Origin of the sequence: Vibrio sp. 1S139 (genome assembly GCF_041439475.1) — a bacterium.
GTDB classification, from domain to species: domain Bacteria; phylum Pseudomonadota; class Gammaproteobacteria; order Enterobacterales; family Vibrionaceae; genus Vibrio; species Vibrio crassostreae_C.
In genome coordinates, this window is the sequence record NZ_JBGOOD010000013.1 from 1 (window position 1) to 17,578 (window position 17,578).

The following is a 17,578-nucleotide window of genomic DNA, read 5'->3' on the forward strand; positions in this document are numbered from 1 at the left end:
GGGGATTATCTGCTAACTGCAGGATCGTTCAAGTCTTCTTAAACGATCGGCATTACTCAAATATTGAGGCCCTTTTAGTATCTAAAACTTGAGTCTACGAGCTTATTAGCTTTCGAGCTTTTTATTTTGAGATTAAGCGATTAAGCAATTAGCAATTAAGCGACTAGTCGATTAGACCATAGTCAGCGCGCAGTACATCGATGATCTCTTGCTTAGGATTTTCGCTCAGTACGATCTCCGCACCTGTGATTTTCGCTGCGATATCAAGGTAAGTGCGAGACAGAGACATTAGAGAATCCAGTGGAAGTTCATTGTCACGAGCCAATGCTTCACGTTCTGGCATACGCTCTTTATTCAAAAGAATGTCGGCATCAGGGAAGTAGTTAAGCAAGAACTGACGGAAGCCTTCTTTTGAATTCTCAACGATGTTGCCGTTGTTATATTCCTGAGTATCCCAAATGCGAGATGAATCTGGAGTACCGACTTCGTCCATGTAGATAAGCTTTTCTTTGCCTTGAGCATCGTTGACGTAGCCAAACTCAAATTTGGTATCAACAAAGGTTTGGTCTACTTTTGCTAGCGCTTGGCTGATTACGTTGAAGCCTTCTTTAAGAAGTTTTTCGTAATGCGCGATGTCGCTTGCTTGAGTAAAGTTGAATGCTGCGAAGTTATCTTCGATGTTGTTGCGTGTGATGTTCACATCGTCAGCTTCTGGAACGCCAGGAATACCTTTCAGAATCCCTTTTGTTGAAGGCGTGATCAGTAGCTCAGGCAACTTCTTGTCTTTCTCAAGGCCTTCAGGCATCTCGATACCACAGAATTCACGTTCGCCGTTTGCGTATGCACGCCACATTGAACCAGTGATGTATTGACGACAAATCGCTTCGATCATGACTGGGCGAGCTTTTTGTACAATCCATACGAACGGGTGAGGGATATCAAGAATATGACTGTCAGCAAGTCCGTTGTCTTTAAACAATTTGAACCAGTGGTTAGAGATAGCATTCAGAGCCGCTCCCTTACCTGGAACACCTTTAAGATTCCCTTCACCACGCCAGATACAATCAAATGCAGATATACGGTCACTGATCACCATGATAGCTAGAGGCGCATCGGGTGCTACATCGTAGCCTTTCTCTTTAATTAGTCGTTGGCTATCTTCTTCAGTTAACCAGTAGACCGAACGAACCTTGCCACTGTGGACAGGTTTATCAGTACGGATTGGTAGGTCATCATTTACGGCAAGAACTTGATCAGCAAGGCTCATTTAGACATTCCTATCTTTTATCAAACGTCATACAGAGAAGTGCGGTGTGCACATGATTAGACGGGCATTATACCCAATCTACTATTTGCTTCCAGAGAAAAAGCAAACGTTTGCTAAATCTGTTGTTTAAATAAAAACCCCCGCCTAACAATCCGCTAAAAAATGGGCGAATTGTAGGGCAGGGGAAGGCAGTATGTTTGGACTGTGTTTTGGCGAATTGTTTCTTAAGTTAAATTAAGTTTGTTAGCTAAAAGATTAAGCTATGTTTGTGGACCATGTTTTTGAGCCAAAATGTTATTAAGCCAACATGTTATTAAGCAAGGTGGCTTAGTGAATACGCTCTGAATTTGCATCCATAAAGAAGACTTCACATTGAAAGCGTAACCCTAATGTTCTTAGGTACTGTTGGCTGAACTGATCAATCGATGCACTTGCAACAATCGCGCTCGCATTCTTAGAGCGGATTGCTTTCTCGACAGTCTCTACCTCAGTCATTTGATGAGAGGCTTTCATATGAATAACGCGGTCGCAGCAAACATTATGTTGCTTAAGCTGCTTAGCCGATGGTCTTGGTGTTTGAGCCGTAAACAGTAACCACTGATGTTGATTGGACAGCAACGCCATTCTTGAAAACAACGCTTCCTCGTTTGAATTTTTGCTTTTACGAGAAACTGATGTAAATGCGCAGTGAACTAGCGGGCTAGAGTGTTGTGCTTTAACGTGTGCTTGAATCATTTTGCTGTCCTTATATACATGCTGTATTTGTATACAGTAGTTTTAGTTGCTTATAAGATCAAGCGTTTTTTGCGGGATTATTGGACGATTTCGTCTGAGGTTATGGATGGTAAATGATTAAATCATTGAAAGTATTCGATAAATTAAATTTGAATGAATCTGCTGTTTTGTATCATAAGTTGAATAAATGTGAGCTTTATACAGGTGTATACACTGGTTTTTGCAGAAAAGTACTGTATATACCTGTATAGAAGAGAGAACAAAGAAGAAAGAAGAAAGAAGATCTAAAACCACAGGCACAAAAAAAGCGCCTTAGGCGCTTTCTTATATTTCACGGTGTTGCTTATCTCAATGTCGCTTGGGAGAGTTTTGCTCTCATTTCCATTTCACCAATATTGAACTGGCGAACATCAATGGTTGCAATATCATTGCACTCGTTACATGCATGATGACACTTACCATCTAGGTAGTCGTGCTTTTTAACTAGGCTTGGCTTTTTGCACCAATCACAAACGCCTTCTATTGTGAACATATTCTCTCCTCACCTGTTTAAGTCAGGTGTATTTTCGGCGCAAATTATGACACAAGTAAGACCCATTAGTTAATAGTTTGTTACCCATTTTTGAGAGGGGGATCGATTGCAACACCAATAAAATCGATATCTTTGAGATCTAGGAAAATGAAGATGTGTGTTTGTTTACGGTTTTGTAACATTTTGTAAAATGGTTTTTAGCGCATTGTTCAAACGTTTCATTTCTTCGTCACATCCGTGACCATCTGGATGGTAGATCTTTGATAGCTGTTTGTATCGGATCTTGATGCTTTTCTGGTCGGGGATTGAGCTAGGTGTGTAGCCAAATAGCGCGCAGGCCACCTGCAAATTACTCAGACCTTTGCTGTTTTTCTGCTTCTTCAATTCGTGGAACATAGTGTTCAGCTGGCGTTTTTGCTGCTTAATGGTGAAGTCTTTCGCGCTAAGCTGCGCTTCAAGTGTCTGTTGTTGCTGATTTAACTCACCAGACTTCAGAATCTGTCGCTTTCGCGATACAACCAGAGTTGCGCTGATACTCACTATTGCAATTAAAACGGCCAGTACTGCGCCGATCATATAGTCAGAGTTTGTTAGGTTAGAACGTGTTGCTTGGTCTCTAGAAGTTAGTGCTGAAGGGAAGGTACTTGGTTGATTCGTATTGGCTTCTGCACTGACGTTGTCATTGAGCTGCTCAATCGAAGAGATCTGCTTGGCGCGTTGTTGGTTGAATTGGGCTTCGAGAACGCGATTGTAACCATCTTCTGCATCAGGCTTGTCTTTTAAGGCTGCTTCATACCATAACTGCGCTGCATCTAATGGTTGGAGTAGATCTTTCTCAAGTGAGGACTCATAGATCTTTGCGACCTCAACTGAGGCGCGTTTGTTACCTTGCAATGCTGATTTGATAAACCATTCTAAAGCTAGCTTGTTGCTTTGATCGACACCTGTCCCTGCCAAGTACCATTCACCCAGTCTAAATTGCGCGTTTGGGTTGCCATTTTCTGCTGACTGCGTGTACCAATACAATGCATCACTAGTGCTAACAGGAACGTCGATACCCGATTCATAAGCTTGAGCTAATTGGTATTGAGAAACTGGATCTTGAGGTTGTGACTCTTGAGATTGTGGAGCTAACGAAAGTTCATCACTGCTTTCTGCGTGAACGAAATGTGGAGACAACTGTATCGTGGAAAAGATGAGGGCTAGAAATAGAGCTCTAAGAAGTGATGATGACAGAAAGTTGGATAGGATAAGCAAAAGATAAGTCTCGTAAAAAAGCCCAGTTCCGATGTATCAAGATGAATACGCTATGTGCCTGAGTGTTAAGTCGTAACGCTTAAAATAAGCGATACGAATGACAAGCAACTATATAGTGGTTAATTCAATAGATAAAGGTAACTGGGCTTTAACCGTGCTACTTAAGCGGCAAGATTTGAATTTCTACGCGACGGTTACAAGCACGACCTTGAGACGTGTTGTTGTCACATAGAGGGTAACGTTCACCGTTACCACGAGCAATGGCACGACCTGCTGCAACGTCTTGAGAGATCAAGAATGCACGAACAGATTCAGCACGACGCTCAGAAAGGATTTGGTTAGACGACTCGCTACCAGTGCTGTCAGTGTGACCGTCGATCACTAGGCTAGTGTCTGGGTATTCAACTAAGATACGAGCAACACCACGTAGTGTGTTGTGAATACTAGACTCCAAAGCGTAAGAGCCAGAACCAAAACCAATGCCGTTTTCTAGGCGAAGTAGAAGCTGGTTCTCACCAACGCGTTCAACTTGAACACCAGAGTTCATGAGTTCTTCACGAAGTGCAGCTTCTTGTTGGTCGAAGTAGTAACCGATACCACCACCAACGGCAGCGCCACCAGCAGCACCGATGAGTGCACGTTTACGGCGATCTTTAGAATCGTCACCAGTAGCAGCACCAGCAACGGCACCAGCGATTGCACCAATTAGAGCGCCTTGAGTTGCAGAGTTAGTCTCAGATTCGCCTGTTGTCGCGTTTTGGCGTTGAGTTGCCTGACAACCCGTTAGAGCGACAGTAAGCGCTAGGGCTAGTGTGATTTTTTTAACGTATTTCTCCATCATGTACTTCTGTCAAACGAATGAATCCGAGTGACAAACATAGTCCTGTAAATCTTATTGATGGTTTTTATCAATACGTCGAAGCAATGTAAAGTGGCTCTATGATTTAGTTATCTTTTTAGCTGCCTGGGTACCGCCAACTGGTCGATTAACAGACAATTTACGACCTTTCTTCAAACCAACTTCATAATCGGCGGTGAGGTTTTTCATCGCTTCTCTCAGTTGCTGCTTGAACGTTTCACGGTCGATATTTTTGAATTCTTTATCAATGTAGTTATTGATCTTGTTGTTTGATTCGTCGTCGGGAGTAATGGTTGGTAGCTTTTCAAGCGCACCTTCAACCCAGCCTGAAACAAACGAGTTCACGCGGCGTGTCACTTCTAAGGACCCTGTGCCAGAGCCAGCAAAGCTATTTCTGAATTGGCCGGTGTGTTCATTCAGTTCACGATAAATGATATCGAAAGCGAACGCTGCGAAGATCGCGCGGTCGGCTTCACCAATGAACTCAACACGCTTGAGGCCTTTATGATTCAGCAATACGGCTTCTACGCCAAATTTGGTGTTGATACCGCGAATAACACGCAGCAGTGTAGAACTGATATTTGCAGGTAACAGGTGACTGGACTGAGTTTTCCCCATCTTGATAAATTCAATATCGTCTTTTTCGAGACCATATTTCAGCATCAAGTTATGCGCCATTTTTATCGCATTGGCAGCTTCATTGACGTTCGCAGAATTTCCAAGCTCAAGACACTTGGCAATTTTCTTTAGGGCTTTTTTCTTATCCATCGACAATTTAATCAGTACCGCAAATTTTTAAAAGTCCAACATTTTACATGTTTTCGCGGGTAACAGAAAGGCAAAACTGGTTTGATGAACAAGGAAGGCGGTGAACATTGAACTGCATGAGCCCAGTTGGCGGTAAAAACAAAAACGCCATCAAGCGTATTGATGGCGTTAGTGACACGTTTTTTCAATATGTCTAGAGCATTCGTAAACTAGATACCCAGTTCATCGAGTAGATCTGCCGCAGAATCATTGCCAGAGCTTTGAGCTGGCTTGTTCGCTTCTTGCATTTTTTTCTGAGTCGCCTCAAGAATGCTATCTGGACATTCGTCTTCTGCGATTTCAAATTCTTCTAATTGAATGAACTCAGTCTTATCCATCGCAAGCTCAAGGTAGAAGATGTTGTTATTAGCGGTAGAGAAGGTCACACGACGAGCTTGTGGACGGTCGAGATTGGTATCAACAGAAAGGTTAACTTGCTTGTTCAGAGCCAGCATTTTCGGTTGGTTTTGTGTGATGTTGGTTTGCAGCTCTTTGCGGATTTTATTGGTGAAATCGCCAACTAATTGGTTCATCAACTCACCCAATACATCACCCACTTCGTCTGAAGTATGAAGCACAGCAAGCTCGTTTTCAGGCATGCCCATATTGCGCATGTAATTGGTGTAGATCTCTAGCGCTGCTTTGGACGTAAAATTAATAACAACGAGACCAGAAAAGCCGCCGTCAAACAGAACGAAGCAACCAAAATCTGGCTTTAGGCTTGTCTTGTTGATCTTTTGAACCATGGCTGAATAGGACACCTGAGAAGCCGTCGCTGAAGTCAGTACGCTTGAGACTGATTGGCATAGTTTAAGAAGGATATCTTCAGTTGTGACTCTTTTGTTTTTTTTCATTGTGATGTGCTCGTGGAGATGTCTTAAACAAAATGTTATTCAGTATATTGTTACTGAATTAAGACGAAAGTGACTATTTCTCCATTCTTGCACTGAGATTCTGATTTGATCACCTTTTTATATGATCTTAATAGTAGTAAAGTGACGAAATTCAAAGAAAATTATTAAAAATCTCAGATAACCCAATGCTGATAGGATCAGCGAAGTAGGGGCAGGAAGCAAATGTTACCAAGACTTCAACTCAATGCTGATGTCGATCCAGTTGTCGTACGCTTTTTAGATGAACTAAAAACAGCGGGCTTTACTGGCGACATTGAATCTCAATATTCTAGCCGTTTGGCTGTGGCGACTGATAATAGTGTCTATCAGCAATTGCCGCAGGCGGTCATCCTTCCTAAAACAACGCAAGACGTTGTGCTTATCGGTAAAGTGGTTTCTAAATCCGCTTACGAACGCGTGACTTTTTCCCCTCGTGGCGGCGGTACCGGAACCAACGGACAATCTTTAACAAAAGGTGTCGTGGTTGACCTGTCGCGATACATGAATAAGGTTCTTGAGATTAACGAGAAAGAGGGCTGGGTAAGAGTTCAGTCTGGTGTCGTTAAAGATCAATTGAACGACGCTGTTCGCCCTTATGGTTACTTTTTCTCTCCTGATCTATCAACCAGTAACCGAGCAACCTTGGGTGGCATGATCAATACCGATGCTTCGGGCCAAGGGTCATTGAAGTACGGCAAAACGTCTGACCATGTATTGTCGCTGCAAGCGGTGTTCGCAGATGGTTCATGTCTAGAATCTGATTTATCACACGGCTTACCTGTAGAGGGTGAATTCGCTCACCATGCACTTGCGGTGACAGAGGCGGTTTGTCGAGACAAACGCGCTCAAATCTTAGATAAATTCCCTCCGCTGAATCGCTTCTTAACAGGCTATGACCTAAAGAATGCAATCAACGAACAAGATGACAGCTTTGACCTAACTCGCGTTCTATGTGGCGCTGAAGGTTCTTTAGCATTCATCACGGAAGCAAAGTTAAACCTAACCAAGATTCCAAAAGCGCGCACACTGGTTAACGTGAAATACAACACGTTTGATTCTGCGCTGCGTAATGCGCCGTTCATGGTGGAAGCGAAAGCACTGTCTGTTGAAACGGTAGATTCAAGAGTATTGAACCTAGCGAAGCAAGACATCGTTTGGCACACCGTGAGCGATTTGCTGACTGATGTTCCGAACAAAGAGATGCTTGGCATCAACATGGTTGAGTTTGCAGGCCAAGATGAAGCGGAAGTTGAACAGCAAGTTCAAGCGCTGACTGCACGCCTTGAAACCATGGTTGAAAGCGAAGAAGCCGGCGTGATTGGTTTTCAAGTTTGTAGCGATTTGGCGAGCATTGGCCGAATCTACAACATGCGTAAGAAAGCAGTGGGTCTGTTAGGTGCGGCGAAAGGCCGAGCTAAGCCAGTCGCTTTTGCTGAAGATACTTGTGTACCACCAGAAAACCTCGCGGATTTCATCTCTGAATTTAGAGTGTTACTCGATTCAAAAGAGTTGAATTACGGCATGTTTGGTCACGTTGACGCGGGCGTATTACACGTTCGTCCAGCATTGGATCTGTGTGACCCGATGCAAGAAGCATTGATGCATGAAGTCTCTGATGAAGTGGTTAAGCTGGTGGCGAAATACGGCGGTTTAATGTGGGGCGAGCACGGTAAAGGTTTCCGTTCTGAGTATGGCCCAGACTTCTTTGGTGAAGAGCTGTTTACCGAATTAAGACGTATTAAAGCAGCATTCGACCCGCACAACAAGATGAACCCAGGCAAGATCTGTACGCCTTTAGAAAGTGACGCTGAATTGGTGAAAGTCACTGATACCAAGCGTGGTTTCTACGACCGTCAGATCGACGTACAAGTTCGTGACAGCTTCAAGCAAGCAATGGAATGTAACGGTAACGGCTTGTGTTTCAACTACGATACTAGCTCGCCAATGTGTCCTTCAATGAAAGTTACGGCTGACCGACGTCACTCACCCAAAGGCCGCGCAGGCTTGGTAAGAGAGTGGTTGCGTCAACTGACTGAACAAGGCGTTGATATTCTCGACCTTGAGCAAGAAGCGTTGAAAGACAACACACCCGTTAAGACTATGATTGAGCGTGTTCGCAATACGATGAACAAACGCCATGAGTACGATTTCTCGCATGAAGTTCATGAGGCGATGAACGGTTGTTTGGCGTGTAAAGCGTGTGCGAGTCAATGTCCGATCAAAGTCGATGTACCAAGTTTCCGTTCTCGATTCTTGAACATCTACTACTCGCGTTACCAGCGCCCTGCAAAAGATTATCTAGTTGCCAACATTGAAACCATGCTGCCGCTGATGGCGAAAGCGCCAAAAGTAGTCAACGCTGCATTGGGTCAAAAGTGGATCCAAACGGCAACAGCTAAAACGGTCGGTTATGTTGATGCACCATTGATGTCGGTGCCTACGCTCAAAAATCGTCTAGCGAGTAAAGAGCTGCAACTCTTCGATTTACAGTATTTAGAAGGCTTGTCTTCTGAACAGAAGAAACAGCATGTGCTGATCGTTCAAGACCCGTTTACCAGCTTCTATGATGCCGAGGTGATTGAAGACTTCGTCACTCTGGCTCAAAAACTTGGCAAAACTCCGGTACTGCTGCCGTTCAAACCGAATGGTAAAGTGTTGCACATCAAGGGCTTCTTAAATCGTTTTGCACGTGAGGCGAAATCGACTTCGGATTTCTTGTCGATGGTGGCGGATATCGGAATTCCTTTGGTCGGTGTTGATCCTGCTCTTGTGCTTTGTTACCGCGATGAATACGTCGAGATCTTAGGTGACAAGCGCGGCGACTTTGATGTACTTACTGTGCATGAATGGTTAATGCCATCGCTAGGTGAGTTCGAAGCACGCTCAGCAAGTGAAGAGATGTGGTACTTGTTCGCTCACTGTACAGAGAAGACCAAGATGCCAAATGCGGAAAAAGAGTGGGGCGCTATCTTTAAACACTTTGGTGCTGCGTTAACCAGCGTTCCTGTCGGCTGTTGTGGTATGGCGGGAACTTTCGGCCACGAAGTCGATAAGCTACAAATGTCGAAAGACATATATGGTTTAAGCTGGAAGCCTCAAATGCAGGACTTACCAAAAGATCGTTGCTTGGTGACGGGCTATTCTTGCCGCAGCCAAGTGAAGCGTTTTGAAGGTGAGAAGCTTGCTCACCCGTTACAGGCGCTAGCAAAAATTCTCTAATACATTTAGCCCAGCAATTGCTGGGCTTTTTTCTAAACTAACAAAGGAATGTTAATAAGGAAAAGTATGAAATTTCTAGAATTAAAAGTACCACCAGTTGCACTGTTCATTATTGTATTCGTAGCATCATACTTCTGCGCTCAACAGTTGAGCCAAGGGACACTGGCATTGCCTTATGGAATGATTGTGTTAGGAATCGGAGTCACATTGAGTGGTGTGATCGGAATATCCGGCATATTGGAATTTCGAAAACAGAAAACCACCGTTAACCCGATCAAAGTAGAAACCGCTTCAGCCGTCGTGGACAGTGGAATTTTTGGCTACACGCGAAACCCAATGTACTTAGGGTTGTTCATCCTGCTATTTTGCTTTGGCTACTTCTTCCAGAATATCTTCAGTGTACTACTTAGCTTTGGCTTCGTAATCTACATGAATTACTTCCAAATCAAACCCGAAGAGCGAGCACTAGAACAATTATTCGACGCAGAATATGTTGATTACAAACAAAAGGTTAGACGCTGGATTTAGTGATGATTTGAGTGCTGGCTTAGTAATCGAAATAAAAAAGCCCAGCTTGAGATTATCAAGCTGGGCTTTATTGATCTTGTTCTAGAGCTGATTAAGCAGCGGCTGTGAACTGAGCTAGAAACATCTCTTTGCGTTCGTTGAAGCGGTTTACTAGGTCGTCTACAGAAGCTTGGTCGTATGGCTTAAGGCCACTTGCTACCATACGCTTCACGCCTTTACCTACTACTTCGCCGTCTTCTTTGAAATCGAAGTTCAGCGTCACGATGCCACGTTTTCCTTCAACATCAAAAGTCGCGCCAGAGAATTCAACTTCTGGGTGAGACAGGTCTAGGCGAGTAAATTCAACTTCCATGCTCTCGTAAATCACTAGAGGACGTTGGCAGTTGATCATCATTTGTTGTTCTTCCATAAGAGGAACCATGATGTGTGGGAAGTTCATGCCAGAGAACTTAACGTAGTTTGTTACTACGTGCTCGATGAATGCTTGATCATGGCTCTTCTCACCTTCACAAGACATGTGTAGGTACTCTTTACCATTTGCATCGATAAGTGAGCTCTCTTTTTCACACTTGTTGTCAACGCTTAACGCAATACCGTTACCAACCATACCTGAAAAATCAAAACGCATTTTTTGGCTGATGCCTTCTTTTTGCAGAAGTACTGCAAATAAAAGATCGCCAGGTACACAGAAGCGCTTGTTGTCTTCATCGTGAATCGGGTTGAAATCGCCAGCTACTTTTTTAGCAAAGTGGCTTGCTTGTTCACGAGTGAATTGAAATTGATTGTCTTCAGTAGAAAAGTAAGGTGTCAGAAACATAGTATCGCTATTAGTCATCAAATCTGGGGTGGATTATAGCTAACTAACTTCGTTCTAATGGTCTATCCAGTTAACTTTGCTTATATATCAGTCGATTAGATAAATACGTTGGATGGTATGTGACGATTTTGAGGGGAATAGGGGCTTGGATTCAATGCAACAAGGGCTAATCAATAGCCCCTGTTTATATGACGTGCTATTTCGCCAAACCTTAGAAGCTACACAGTAGGCCTTCTGGCATTAGATGGTTATGCACTGATAATTTGAGCAGTAGATTTGCTTGCTCGATATCAGGTGAGAAGTAACGGTCTTTGTCGTAGAAGCTGACTTTCTCGCGCAGTATCTGTTTTGCTTCTTCTACTCGAGGAGAAGAGAGATTTGGTGCTCTAAAATCCAAGCCTTGTGCTGCTGCTAAGTATTCAACAGCCAAGATGCCACGGGTGTTTTCTGCCATGTCACGCAGTCGACGACCCGCAAAGGTTGCCATAGATACATGATCTTCTTGGTTTGCCGATGTTGGAAGGCTGTCTACTGAAGCTGGGTGTGCCAGTGTTTTATTCTCGCTTGCCAGAGCAGCAGACGTTACTTGAGCAATCATAAAGCCTGAGTTAACGCCGCCGTTATCGACTAAGAAAGGTGGAAGTTTGCTTAGTGCGCTATCAATCAGCAGTGCCATTCTTCGTTCAGAAAGGCTACCAATTTCTGCAATCGCAAGTGCTAGGTTATCCGCTGCCATTGCCACAGGTTCTGCGTGGAAGTTACCACCTGAAATAATGTCGCCGTCTTCAGCAAATACCAGTGGGTTATCCGATACCGAGTTCGCTTCAACGTTTAACGTTTCTGCTGAATTACGAATTTGCTGTAAACAGGCACCCATCACTTGAGGCTGACAGCGCAACGAGTAAGGGTCTTGAACCTTTTCACAGCAAGTGTGTGATTCACCAATCTCACTCTTTTGATCAAGCATATGGCGATAAGCAAGCGCGGCATCCATTTGACCACGATGACCACGAACGCGATGAATTCGAGGGTCAAACGGACGACGACTACCCAGCGCTGCTTCTACAGACATTGCACCACATACGGTTGCAGACGCAAACAAGTCTTCCGCTGCGAACAGACCTTCTAATGCAAAGGCAGTCGATGCTTGTGTGCCGTTTAACAGCGCTAAGCCTTCTTTCGGCGCAAGTGTGATTGGTTCAAGACCTGCGATCTGCATTGCTTCTAAGCCAGTGATGATCTTGCCGTTGTGGCGTGCTTGGCCTTCACCTAGAAGTACCGTACTCATGTGGGCGAGGGGAGCAAGATCTCCTGAAGCACCCACAGATCCTTTTTGTGGAACACACGGATAAACCTGTGCGTTCACAAGATCGATAAGAGCATTGATGACCTTGAGTCGGATACCCGAGTAACCACGAGACAAGCTGTTAATCTTTAACACCATCATCAAGCGCACGGTTTCATCAGACATGAATTTACCAATGCCGGCCGCGTGAGAAAGCACGATACTTTTCTGTAGTACTTCTAAATCTTCAGGCGCAATTTTGGTATTTGCCAATAAGCCAAAACCCGTATTGATGCCATACACAGTGCGATCTTCAGCAATCACTTGTTCTACAACGTGCATGCTCGCTTCAATATCAGGAATCGCTGCTGGATCGAGTGATAAGTTCACAGGGCTACGGCTGATTTTTCGAAGTTCAGATAGGCCAAGAAGTCCTGGCTTAAGTAATAAGTTCAACATGTTCTCTCCAGACATTAAAGGCGACGAAGTTCTTCGTTTAGCATAGGTAAATCAAGCTTCTGCTCTTTGGCACATTGCTTGGCAATATCGTAACCTGCATCAGCATGACGCATAACGCCGGTTGCTGGGTCATTGTGAAGTACGCGAGCAATACGCTGTGATGCATCTTCACTGCCGTCACAACAAATCACCATGCCTGAGTGTTGCGAGAAGCCCATACCAACGCCACCACCGTGGTGCAAAGAAACCCAAGTTGCGCCGCCCGCTGTGTTCAGAAGGGCATTCAATAGAGGCCAATCTGATACGGCATCTGATCCATCCATCATGCCTTCTGTTTCGCGGTTCGGGCTTGCTACTGAACCTGAATCTAGGTGGTCACGACCGATAACAACTGGTGCTTTCAGTTCGCCATTTTTCACCATTTCATTGAATGCTTGGCCTAAGCGTTCACGATCTTTCAAGCCAACCCAACAAATACGCGCTGGCAGGCCTTGGAACTGAATGCGTTCACGCGCCATATCTAGCCAGTTATGTAGATGTGGGTTGTCTGGAATCAGTTCTTTTACTTTTTGGTCTGTTTTGTAGATGTCTTCTGGGTCACCAGATAGTGCCGCCCAACGGAAAGGACCAATACCTTCGCAGAATAAAGGTCGAATATAAGCCGGAACGAAACCTGGGAAATCAAACGCGTTTTCTACGCCTTCTTCCAGTGCCATTTGGCGAATGTTATTACCGTAATCCACGGTCACTGCGCCGCGGTATTGCAGGTCTAACATCGCTTGTACTTGAATCGCCATAGATTGCTTAGCGGCTTTCACCACTTTTGCTTCATCAATGGAGCGCTCTTGTGCGGCTTTCTCCATCGTCCAACCTTGCGGCAAGTAGCCGTTAAGAGGATCGTGGGCAGAGGTTTGGTCAGTCACCACATCAGGTGTGATATTGCGTTCAACTAACTCTGGGAAGACGTCTGCGGCGTTACCTAATAAGCCAACAGAGATTGGCGTGTCTGACTCTTTAATCATTGCCATCGCTTCATCTAAGCTGGTGGCTTTTTTGTCTACATAGCCAGTACGCAAGCGGTAGTCGATTCGTGATTCATCACACTCCACTGCGATCATTGAGAAGCCAGCCATCGTTGCAGCAAGAGGTTGAGCGCCGCCCATTCCACCAAGACCGCCCGTTAGAACCCACTTGCCGTTTGCTTCACCTTGGAAGTGCTTCTTCGCGATAGCGACAAAGGTTTCGTAAGTACCTTGAACGATGCCTTGTGAACCAATGTAGATCCAGCTGCCCGCGGTCATTTGGCCGTACATCATCAAGCCTTCTTTATCGAGCTCGTTGAAGTGTTCCCAGTTCGCCCAGTGTGGAACAAGGTTCGAGTTAGCGATCAGTACGCGAGGTGCGTTTTTATGAGTCGGGAACACGCCCACAGGTTTACCGGATTGAACAAGTAACGTTTGGTCGTCCTCTAAACGCTCTAATACTTCAACAATTTTGTCATAACATTTCCAATCACGTGCCGCGCGACCAATACCGCCATACACAACCAGTGCATGTGGGTGTTCTGCCACATCAGGGTCTAGGTTGTTCATCAGCATACGCAGTGGTGCTTCTGTTAACCAAGATTTAGCGCGCAAAGTGGTGCCGTGAGGTGCGCGAATTTCGCGAGTCGTGTCGAGACGAGGGTCACTGTTGTGGTGTTCCGTCATTTTGGAATTCCTTCTGTTTCACGTTATATCGTTGTAGTTGTAGTTGTAGTTGTAGTTATCGGTATAGCTGGATTAGTCGCTGGCCATTGCACTGGCAATATCCCAACATAAACGAGCCGCTAATCGAGCCGTTTGGCCATCGACGTCGTAGTCTGGGTTGTATTCCGCTATGTCCGCGATAATGAGTTTTTCACTGTGTTGGAAAATCTGTTCTAGAAAAGGAGCAAGCGCTTCATAGCTCACGCCTCTTGCCGCTGGTGCACTTACGCCCGGCGCAGTAGCTGCGGGGAAAACATCGAGATCAATGGTGAGATAGAGATAATCACACTCAACGATGAATTTTTGTAACTTGATCAGTTGAGCGACTTGATTCACTTGGGTCATGTTGCGGTCGTGTTCATACCACACGCCCAGTTGGTCAGCTTTGTTAAACAGCGCTTTGGTATTGCTGGCGGCACTCACACCAAGACAAGCGTAATGAAACGGCCATTGATGTGCGTGGCAGTAATCACTGATCTGGTTAAAAGGCGTGCCGGAGCTCGGTTTAACATCGGTGATGTCGCTTTCAAATTCACGAAGATCAAAGTGAGCATCAAAATTAACGATGCCGATCTTAGGATTGTGTTCTGATTGAATTTTATTTAGGTGCTCAGCGAGACCTTGGAACGTTGCCCAAGCCACCTCGTGACCACCGCCAAGGGTAATCACTTTGTTGGTTGCTAAGGCATTGGCAATCACAGAAGCACACTGTTTTTGGCTGACTTCTAATTGACCATCATTGCACTCGATATCACCAAGATCGGCGATGTGTGCGTCACTGTGCCAAGCCATATTCGCCAACGCTTGGCGTATCAAGTTAGGTGCTTGTTTCGCGCCCACGCGTCCTTTATTTCTTGCAACACCGGCATCGCTGGCAAAGCCTACCAAGGCGATATCACCGTCAGTCAGCTTGTCACTTAACTCACTACTTTGCACTTGCTTGGTAATGTGATGAACGCGAGTACCGAGTGCGCCATCTTCAAGATCATTACGTCCGGTCCACACAAAGTTATGCACGGTTGTTGCGTTCTCTTGGATACCGTTGGATTTAGATTGAGTCATGACACACCTCGCCATTAACAATGCGTTTATGCAGGTGAGGAACACCGACTTGATAGCTTAGATCTGCAGGGTGGTCGATGTTCCAGATAGCCAAATCTGCGGCATAACCGATTTCGACTTTGCCTTTGGTTTGTGACTTACCAATGGCAGCCGCTGCGTTACAAGTTACACCGCGTAGCGCTTCTTCAGGCGTCGTACCAAACAGGGTGCAGCTCATGTTCATCATCAGCGTTAAGTCTGCAAAGGGAGATGTGCCGGGGTTTAGGTCGGTCGCGATCGCCATTGGGATTTTGTGTTCACGAAGTAAAGCAATAGGTGGCTGTTGAGTCTCTTTCAGGAAGTAGAAAGCACCGGGTAGCAAGGTGGCAACTGTGCCTGATTCTGCCAGTGCTTTTACTCCGGTTTCATCAAGGTATTCAACATGGTCAACAGAGAGTGCGCCGTATTTAGCTGCAAGCGCGCTGCCACCCATATTCGAAAGTTGTTCAGTGTGGCCTTTAATCGCGAGGCCATGTGCTTTGGCTGCTGCAAATACACGTTCGGTTTGTTCTAGGTTGAAGCCGATAGATTCGCAGAACACGTCAACTGCATCGGCGAGCCCTTGCTCTGCAGCTTTAGGAATGATCTCTTGGCAAACCAGATCGATATAGCTGTCCGGTTGCTCTTTGTATTCGGGTGGCACAGCATGCGCTGCAAGGAGAGTAGTGGTGATCTTAATTCGGCGATGATTCTCTAAAGCTTTGGCTGCGCGTAACATTTTGAGTTCATCATCAAGTGTTAAACCATAGCCAGATTTTACTTCGATGCTGGTTACGCCACTTCTTAGTAGGCCATCAAGTCTCGGTAATGCCATTTCAACCAGCTCAGACTCTTGCGCTGCGCGTGTTGCAGTGACTGTCGCTAGAATGCCGCCGCCTTGCTTGGCGATGTCGGTGTAAGACACACCATTCAAACGCTGCTCAAATTCATTGGCACGATTACCCGCAAATACGAGGTGAGTGTGGCAATCAATTAATCCGGGTGTCACTAGCTTGTTCTTGCAGTCATAGGTGACGTAATCCAAAGAACCATCAACACGTACTTGTTCTAACTCAGAAGCAAGTGCGCCTTGGTTTGAACAAGAGATGGACACGATTTTACCGCTTTCGATAACGATATCTTGAGGGGAAGAGGGCTGATAACCGTCGACTCCCGAGCTCATGGAGACCATTCGTGCATTTTTGAGGATCAAATTCATAATCACCTAGATCTTTGCTAAACATTAAATGTATATACAAATAAATAGGCTAAACGCTGACCCGAATCAAGTCGATGTTGCAAAAATGTGATCGGCGATCAGGATGATGTTCTTTAATTTAGAAGTATCTTGGAGCTTAATTTGTACTTAGAACCAGGATGGTAGAGCAATGCAAAGCTGATGAGGCGCTCTTTACTCCATGTTCTTCTATTCAAAAGTAGGCAAGGTTCTGATTCAGATAGCTTTAGTGACGTTCTGATTTGAGAGTCAGGAATAATGGCTTCAACCGTGTGCTCGATTGCACTCAACGGGCAGCTTTTTGAAAGGTATTCATTGGGTGTAGAGGTTGAAAAGTCTTGCTCTAGGTATTTTGGTGCGGCTTGCGAGTTCACCCAGCGCGCTTCCAATTGAATCGGTGCGTTGTCCGCAAAGTGTATGATTTCACTATAGAACACTTCTGCGTTAATCATCACACCTAACCGTGTAGCCGTGCTTTCATCAGCCTTGATACTATCGTGCTTGATAACTTGGCTAGTATACGTTTGGCCTCGGTCTTTGATCTCTTGCGCTATGTTGTTGATATCAAGCAACGGAGATTGCGCTTTTTCGTCGGGTTCACAAACAAAAGTCCCCAGTCTTGGTTTCCTGATGAGCTTGCCTTCAGACACAAGATCTCGAATGGCTTTATTGACCGTCATTCGACTCACATTGAACTGCTCGGTAAGTTCGAGTTCTGTGGTGATTTGGTAACCCACCGGCCAATGACCACTGCTGATCTTGTCATCTATGAACTGTTTTATCTGAAGGTAGAGCGGTGCTTTCGACATAATGAAACCTTATTTGACTATACAAATAGAGTAACGGAATTTTTCA

The 17,578-nt window shown here is 45.1% G+C and carries 15 protein-coding genes; 2 read left to right on the top strand and 13 right to left on the bottom strand.

The annotated features are described in order from the left end of the window. Nucleotides 1-163: 163 nt before the first annotated feature. The 7 genes from ACED46_RS06515 to ACED46_RS06545 all read right to left on the bottom strand — a co-directional run bounded on the left by ACED46_RS06515 (nucleotide 164) and on the right by ACED46_RS06545 (nucleotide 6,311). A complete protein-coding gene (locus ACED46_RS06515) occupies nucleotides 164-1,267 on the bottom strand; it encodes a phosphoribosylaminoimidazolesuccinocarboxamide synthase (protein WP_017055177.1) in 1,104 nt (367 codons plus the stop codon). 327 nt (nucleotides 1,268-1,594) lie between these two features. Then, nucleotides 1,595-2,002: a SulA-like leucine-rich domain-containing protein gene (locus ACED46_RS06520; RefSeq protein ID WP_371721115.1), complete on the bottom strand. Its 408-nt coding sequence runs from the start codon at nucleotides 2,000-2,002 to the stop codon at nucleotides 1,595-1,597. 343 nt (nucleotides 2,003-2,345) lie between these two features. Then, on the bottom strand, nucleotides 2,346-2,534 hold the full coding sequence (locus ACED46_RS06525; RefSeq protein WP_017059767.1) for a hypothetical protein: 189 nt from the start codon (nucleotides 2,532-2,534) through the stop codon (nucleotides 2,346-2,348). A 165-nt stretch (nucleotides 2,535-2,699) separates the two neighbouring features. Continuing rightward, a complete protein-coding gene (locus ACED46_RS06530) occupies nucleotides 2,700-3,791 on the bottom strand; it encodes a hypothetical protein (protein ID WP_371721116.1) in 1,092 nt (363 codons plus the stop codon). A gap of 157 nt (nucleotides 3,792-3,948) precedes the next feature. Further along, nucleotides 3,949-4,629: an OmpA family protein gene (locus ACED46_RS06535; protein ID WP_371721133.1), complete on the bottom strand. Its 681-nt coding sequence runs from the start codon at nucleotides 4,627-4,629 to the stop codon at nucleotides 3,949-3,951. A 99-nt stretch (nucleotides 4,630-4,728) separates the two neighbouring features. Next, complete coding sequence (locus ACED46_RS06540; protein WP_017059769.1) at nucleotides 4,729-5,418, bottom strand: DUF2786 domain-containing protein; 690 nt, start codon at nucleotides 5,416-5,418, stop codon at nucleotides 4,729-4,731. A 209-nt stretch (nucleotides 5,419-5,627) separates the two neighbouring features. Then, nucleotides 5,628-6,311 (bottom strand): DUF3334 family protein, encoded by a 684-nt coding sequence (locus ACED46_RS06545; protein WP_371721117.1) that lies wholly within the window; start codon nucleotides 6,309-6,311, stop codon nucleotides 5,628-5,630. Between the two features lie 222 nt (nucleotides 6,312-6,533). On the opposite strand from ACED46_RS06545, the gene ACED46_RS06550 reads away from it, so the two are divergent. Beyond that, nucleotides 6,534-9,569, top strand: coding sequence for an FAD-binding and (Fe-S)-binding domain-containing protein (locus ACED46_RS06550; protein ID WP_371721118.1), 3,036 nt, complete (start codon nucleotides 6,534-6,536; stop codon nucleotides 9,567-9,569). A 66-nt stretch (nucleotides 9,570-9,635) separates the two neighbouring features. Continuing rightward, nucleotides 9,636-10,097: an isoprenylcysteine carboxylmethyltransferase family protein gene (locus ACED46_RS06555; protein ID WP_371721119.1), complete on the top strand. Its 462-nt coding sequence runs from the start codon at nucleotides 9,636-9,638 to the stop codon at nucleotides 10,095-10,097. Between the two features lie 91 nt (nucleotides 10,098-10,188). Here ACED46_RS06555 and ACED46_RS06560 read toward each other — a convergent pair whose 3' ends face one another. The 6 genes from ACED46_RS06560 to hutC form a co-directional block, all read right to left on the bottom strand. After that, nucleotides 10,189-10,914, bottom strand: coding sequence for a DUF3581 domain-containing protein (locus ACED46_RS06560; RefSeq protein WP_017067089.1), 726 nt, complete (start codon nucleotides 10,912-10,914; stop codon nucleotides 10,189-10,191). A gap of 211 nt (nucleotides 10,915-11,125) precedes the next feature. Then, nucleotides 11,126-12,658 carry a histidine ammonia-lyase gene (gene hutH / locus ACED46_RS06565; protein ID WP_371721120.1) on the bottom strand — a complete coding sequence of 511 codons (1,533 nt, stop codon included), beginning with the start codon at nucleotides 12,656-12,658 and terminating at the stop codon, nucleotides 11,126-11,128. A 14-nt stretch (nucleotides 12,659-12,672) separates the two neighbouring features. Further along, nucleotides 12,673-14,367, bottom strand: coding sequence for a urocanate hydratase (hutU, locus tag ACED46_RS06570; protein ID WP_371721121.1), 1,695 nt, complete (start codon nucleotides 14,365-14,367; stop codon nucleotides 12,673-12,675). A 72-nt stretch (nucleotides 14,368-14,439) separates the two neighbouring features. Continuing rightward, nucleotides 14,440-15,468, bottom strand: coding sequence for a formimidoylglutamase (gene hutG / locus ACED46_RS06575; protein WP_102393420.1), 1,029 nt, complete (start codon nucleotides 15,466-15,468; stop codon nucleotides 14,440-14,442). Further along, nucleotides 15,455-16,705, bottom strand: coding sequence for an imidazolonepropionase (gene hutI, locus ACED46_RS06580; RefSeq protein WP_371721122.1), 1,251 nt, complete (start codon nucleotides 16,703-16,705; stop codon nucleotides 15,455-15,457). Before hutI ends, hutG begins: the two co-directional genes overlap by 14 nt. A 113-nt stretch (nucleotides 16,706-16,818) precedes the next feature. Further along, on the bottom strand, nucleotides 16,819-17,532 hold the full coding sequence (hutC, locus tag ACED46_RS06585; protein WP_102501283.1) for a histidine utilization repressor: 714 nt from the start codon (nucleotides 17,530-17,532) through the stop codon (nucleotides 16,819-16,821). Between the last annotated feature and the right edge of the window lie 46 nt (nucleotides 17,533-17,578).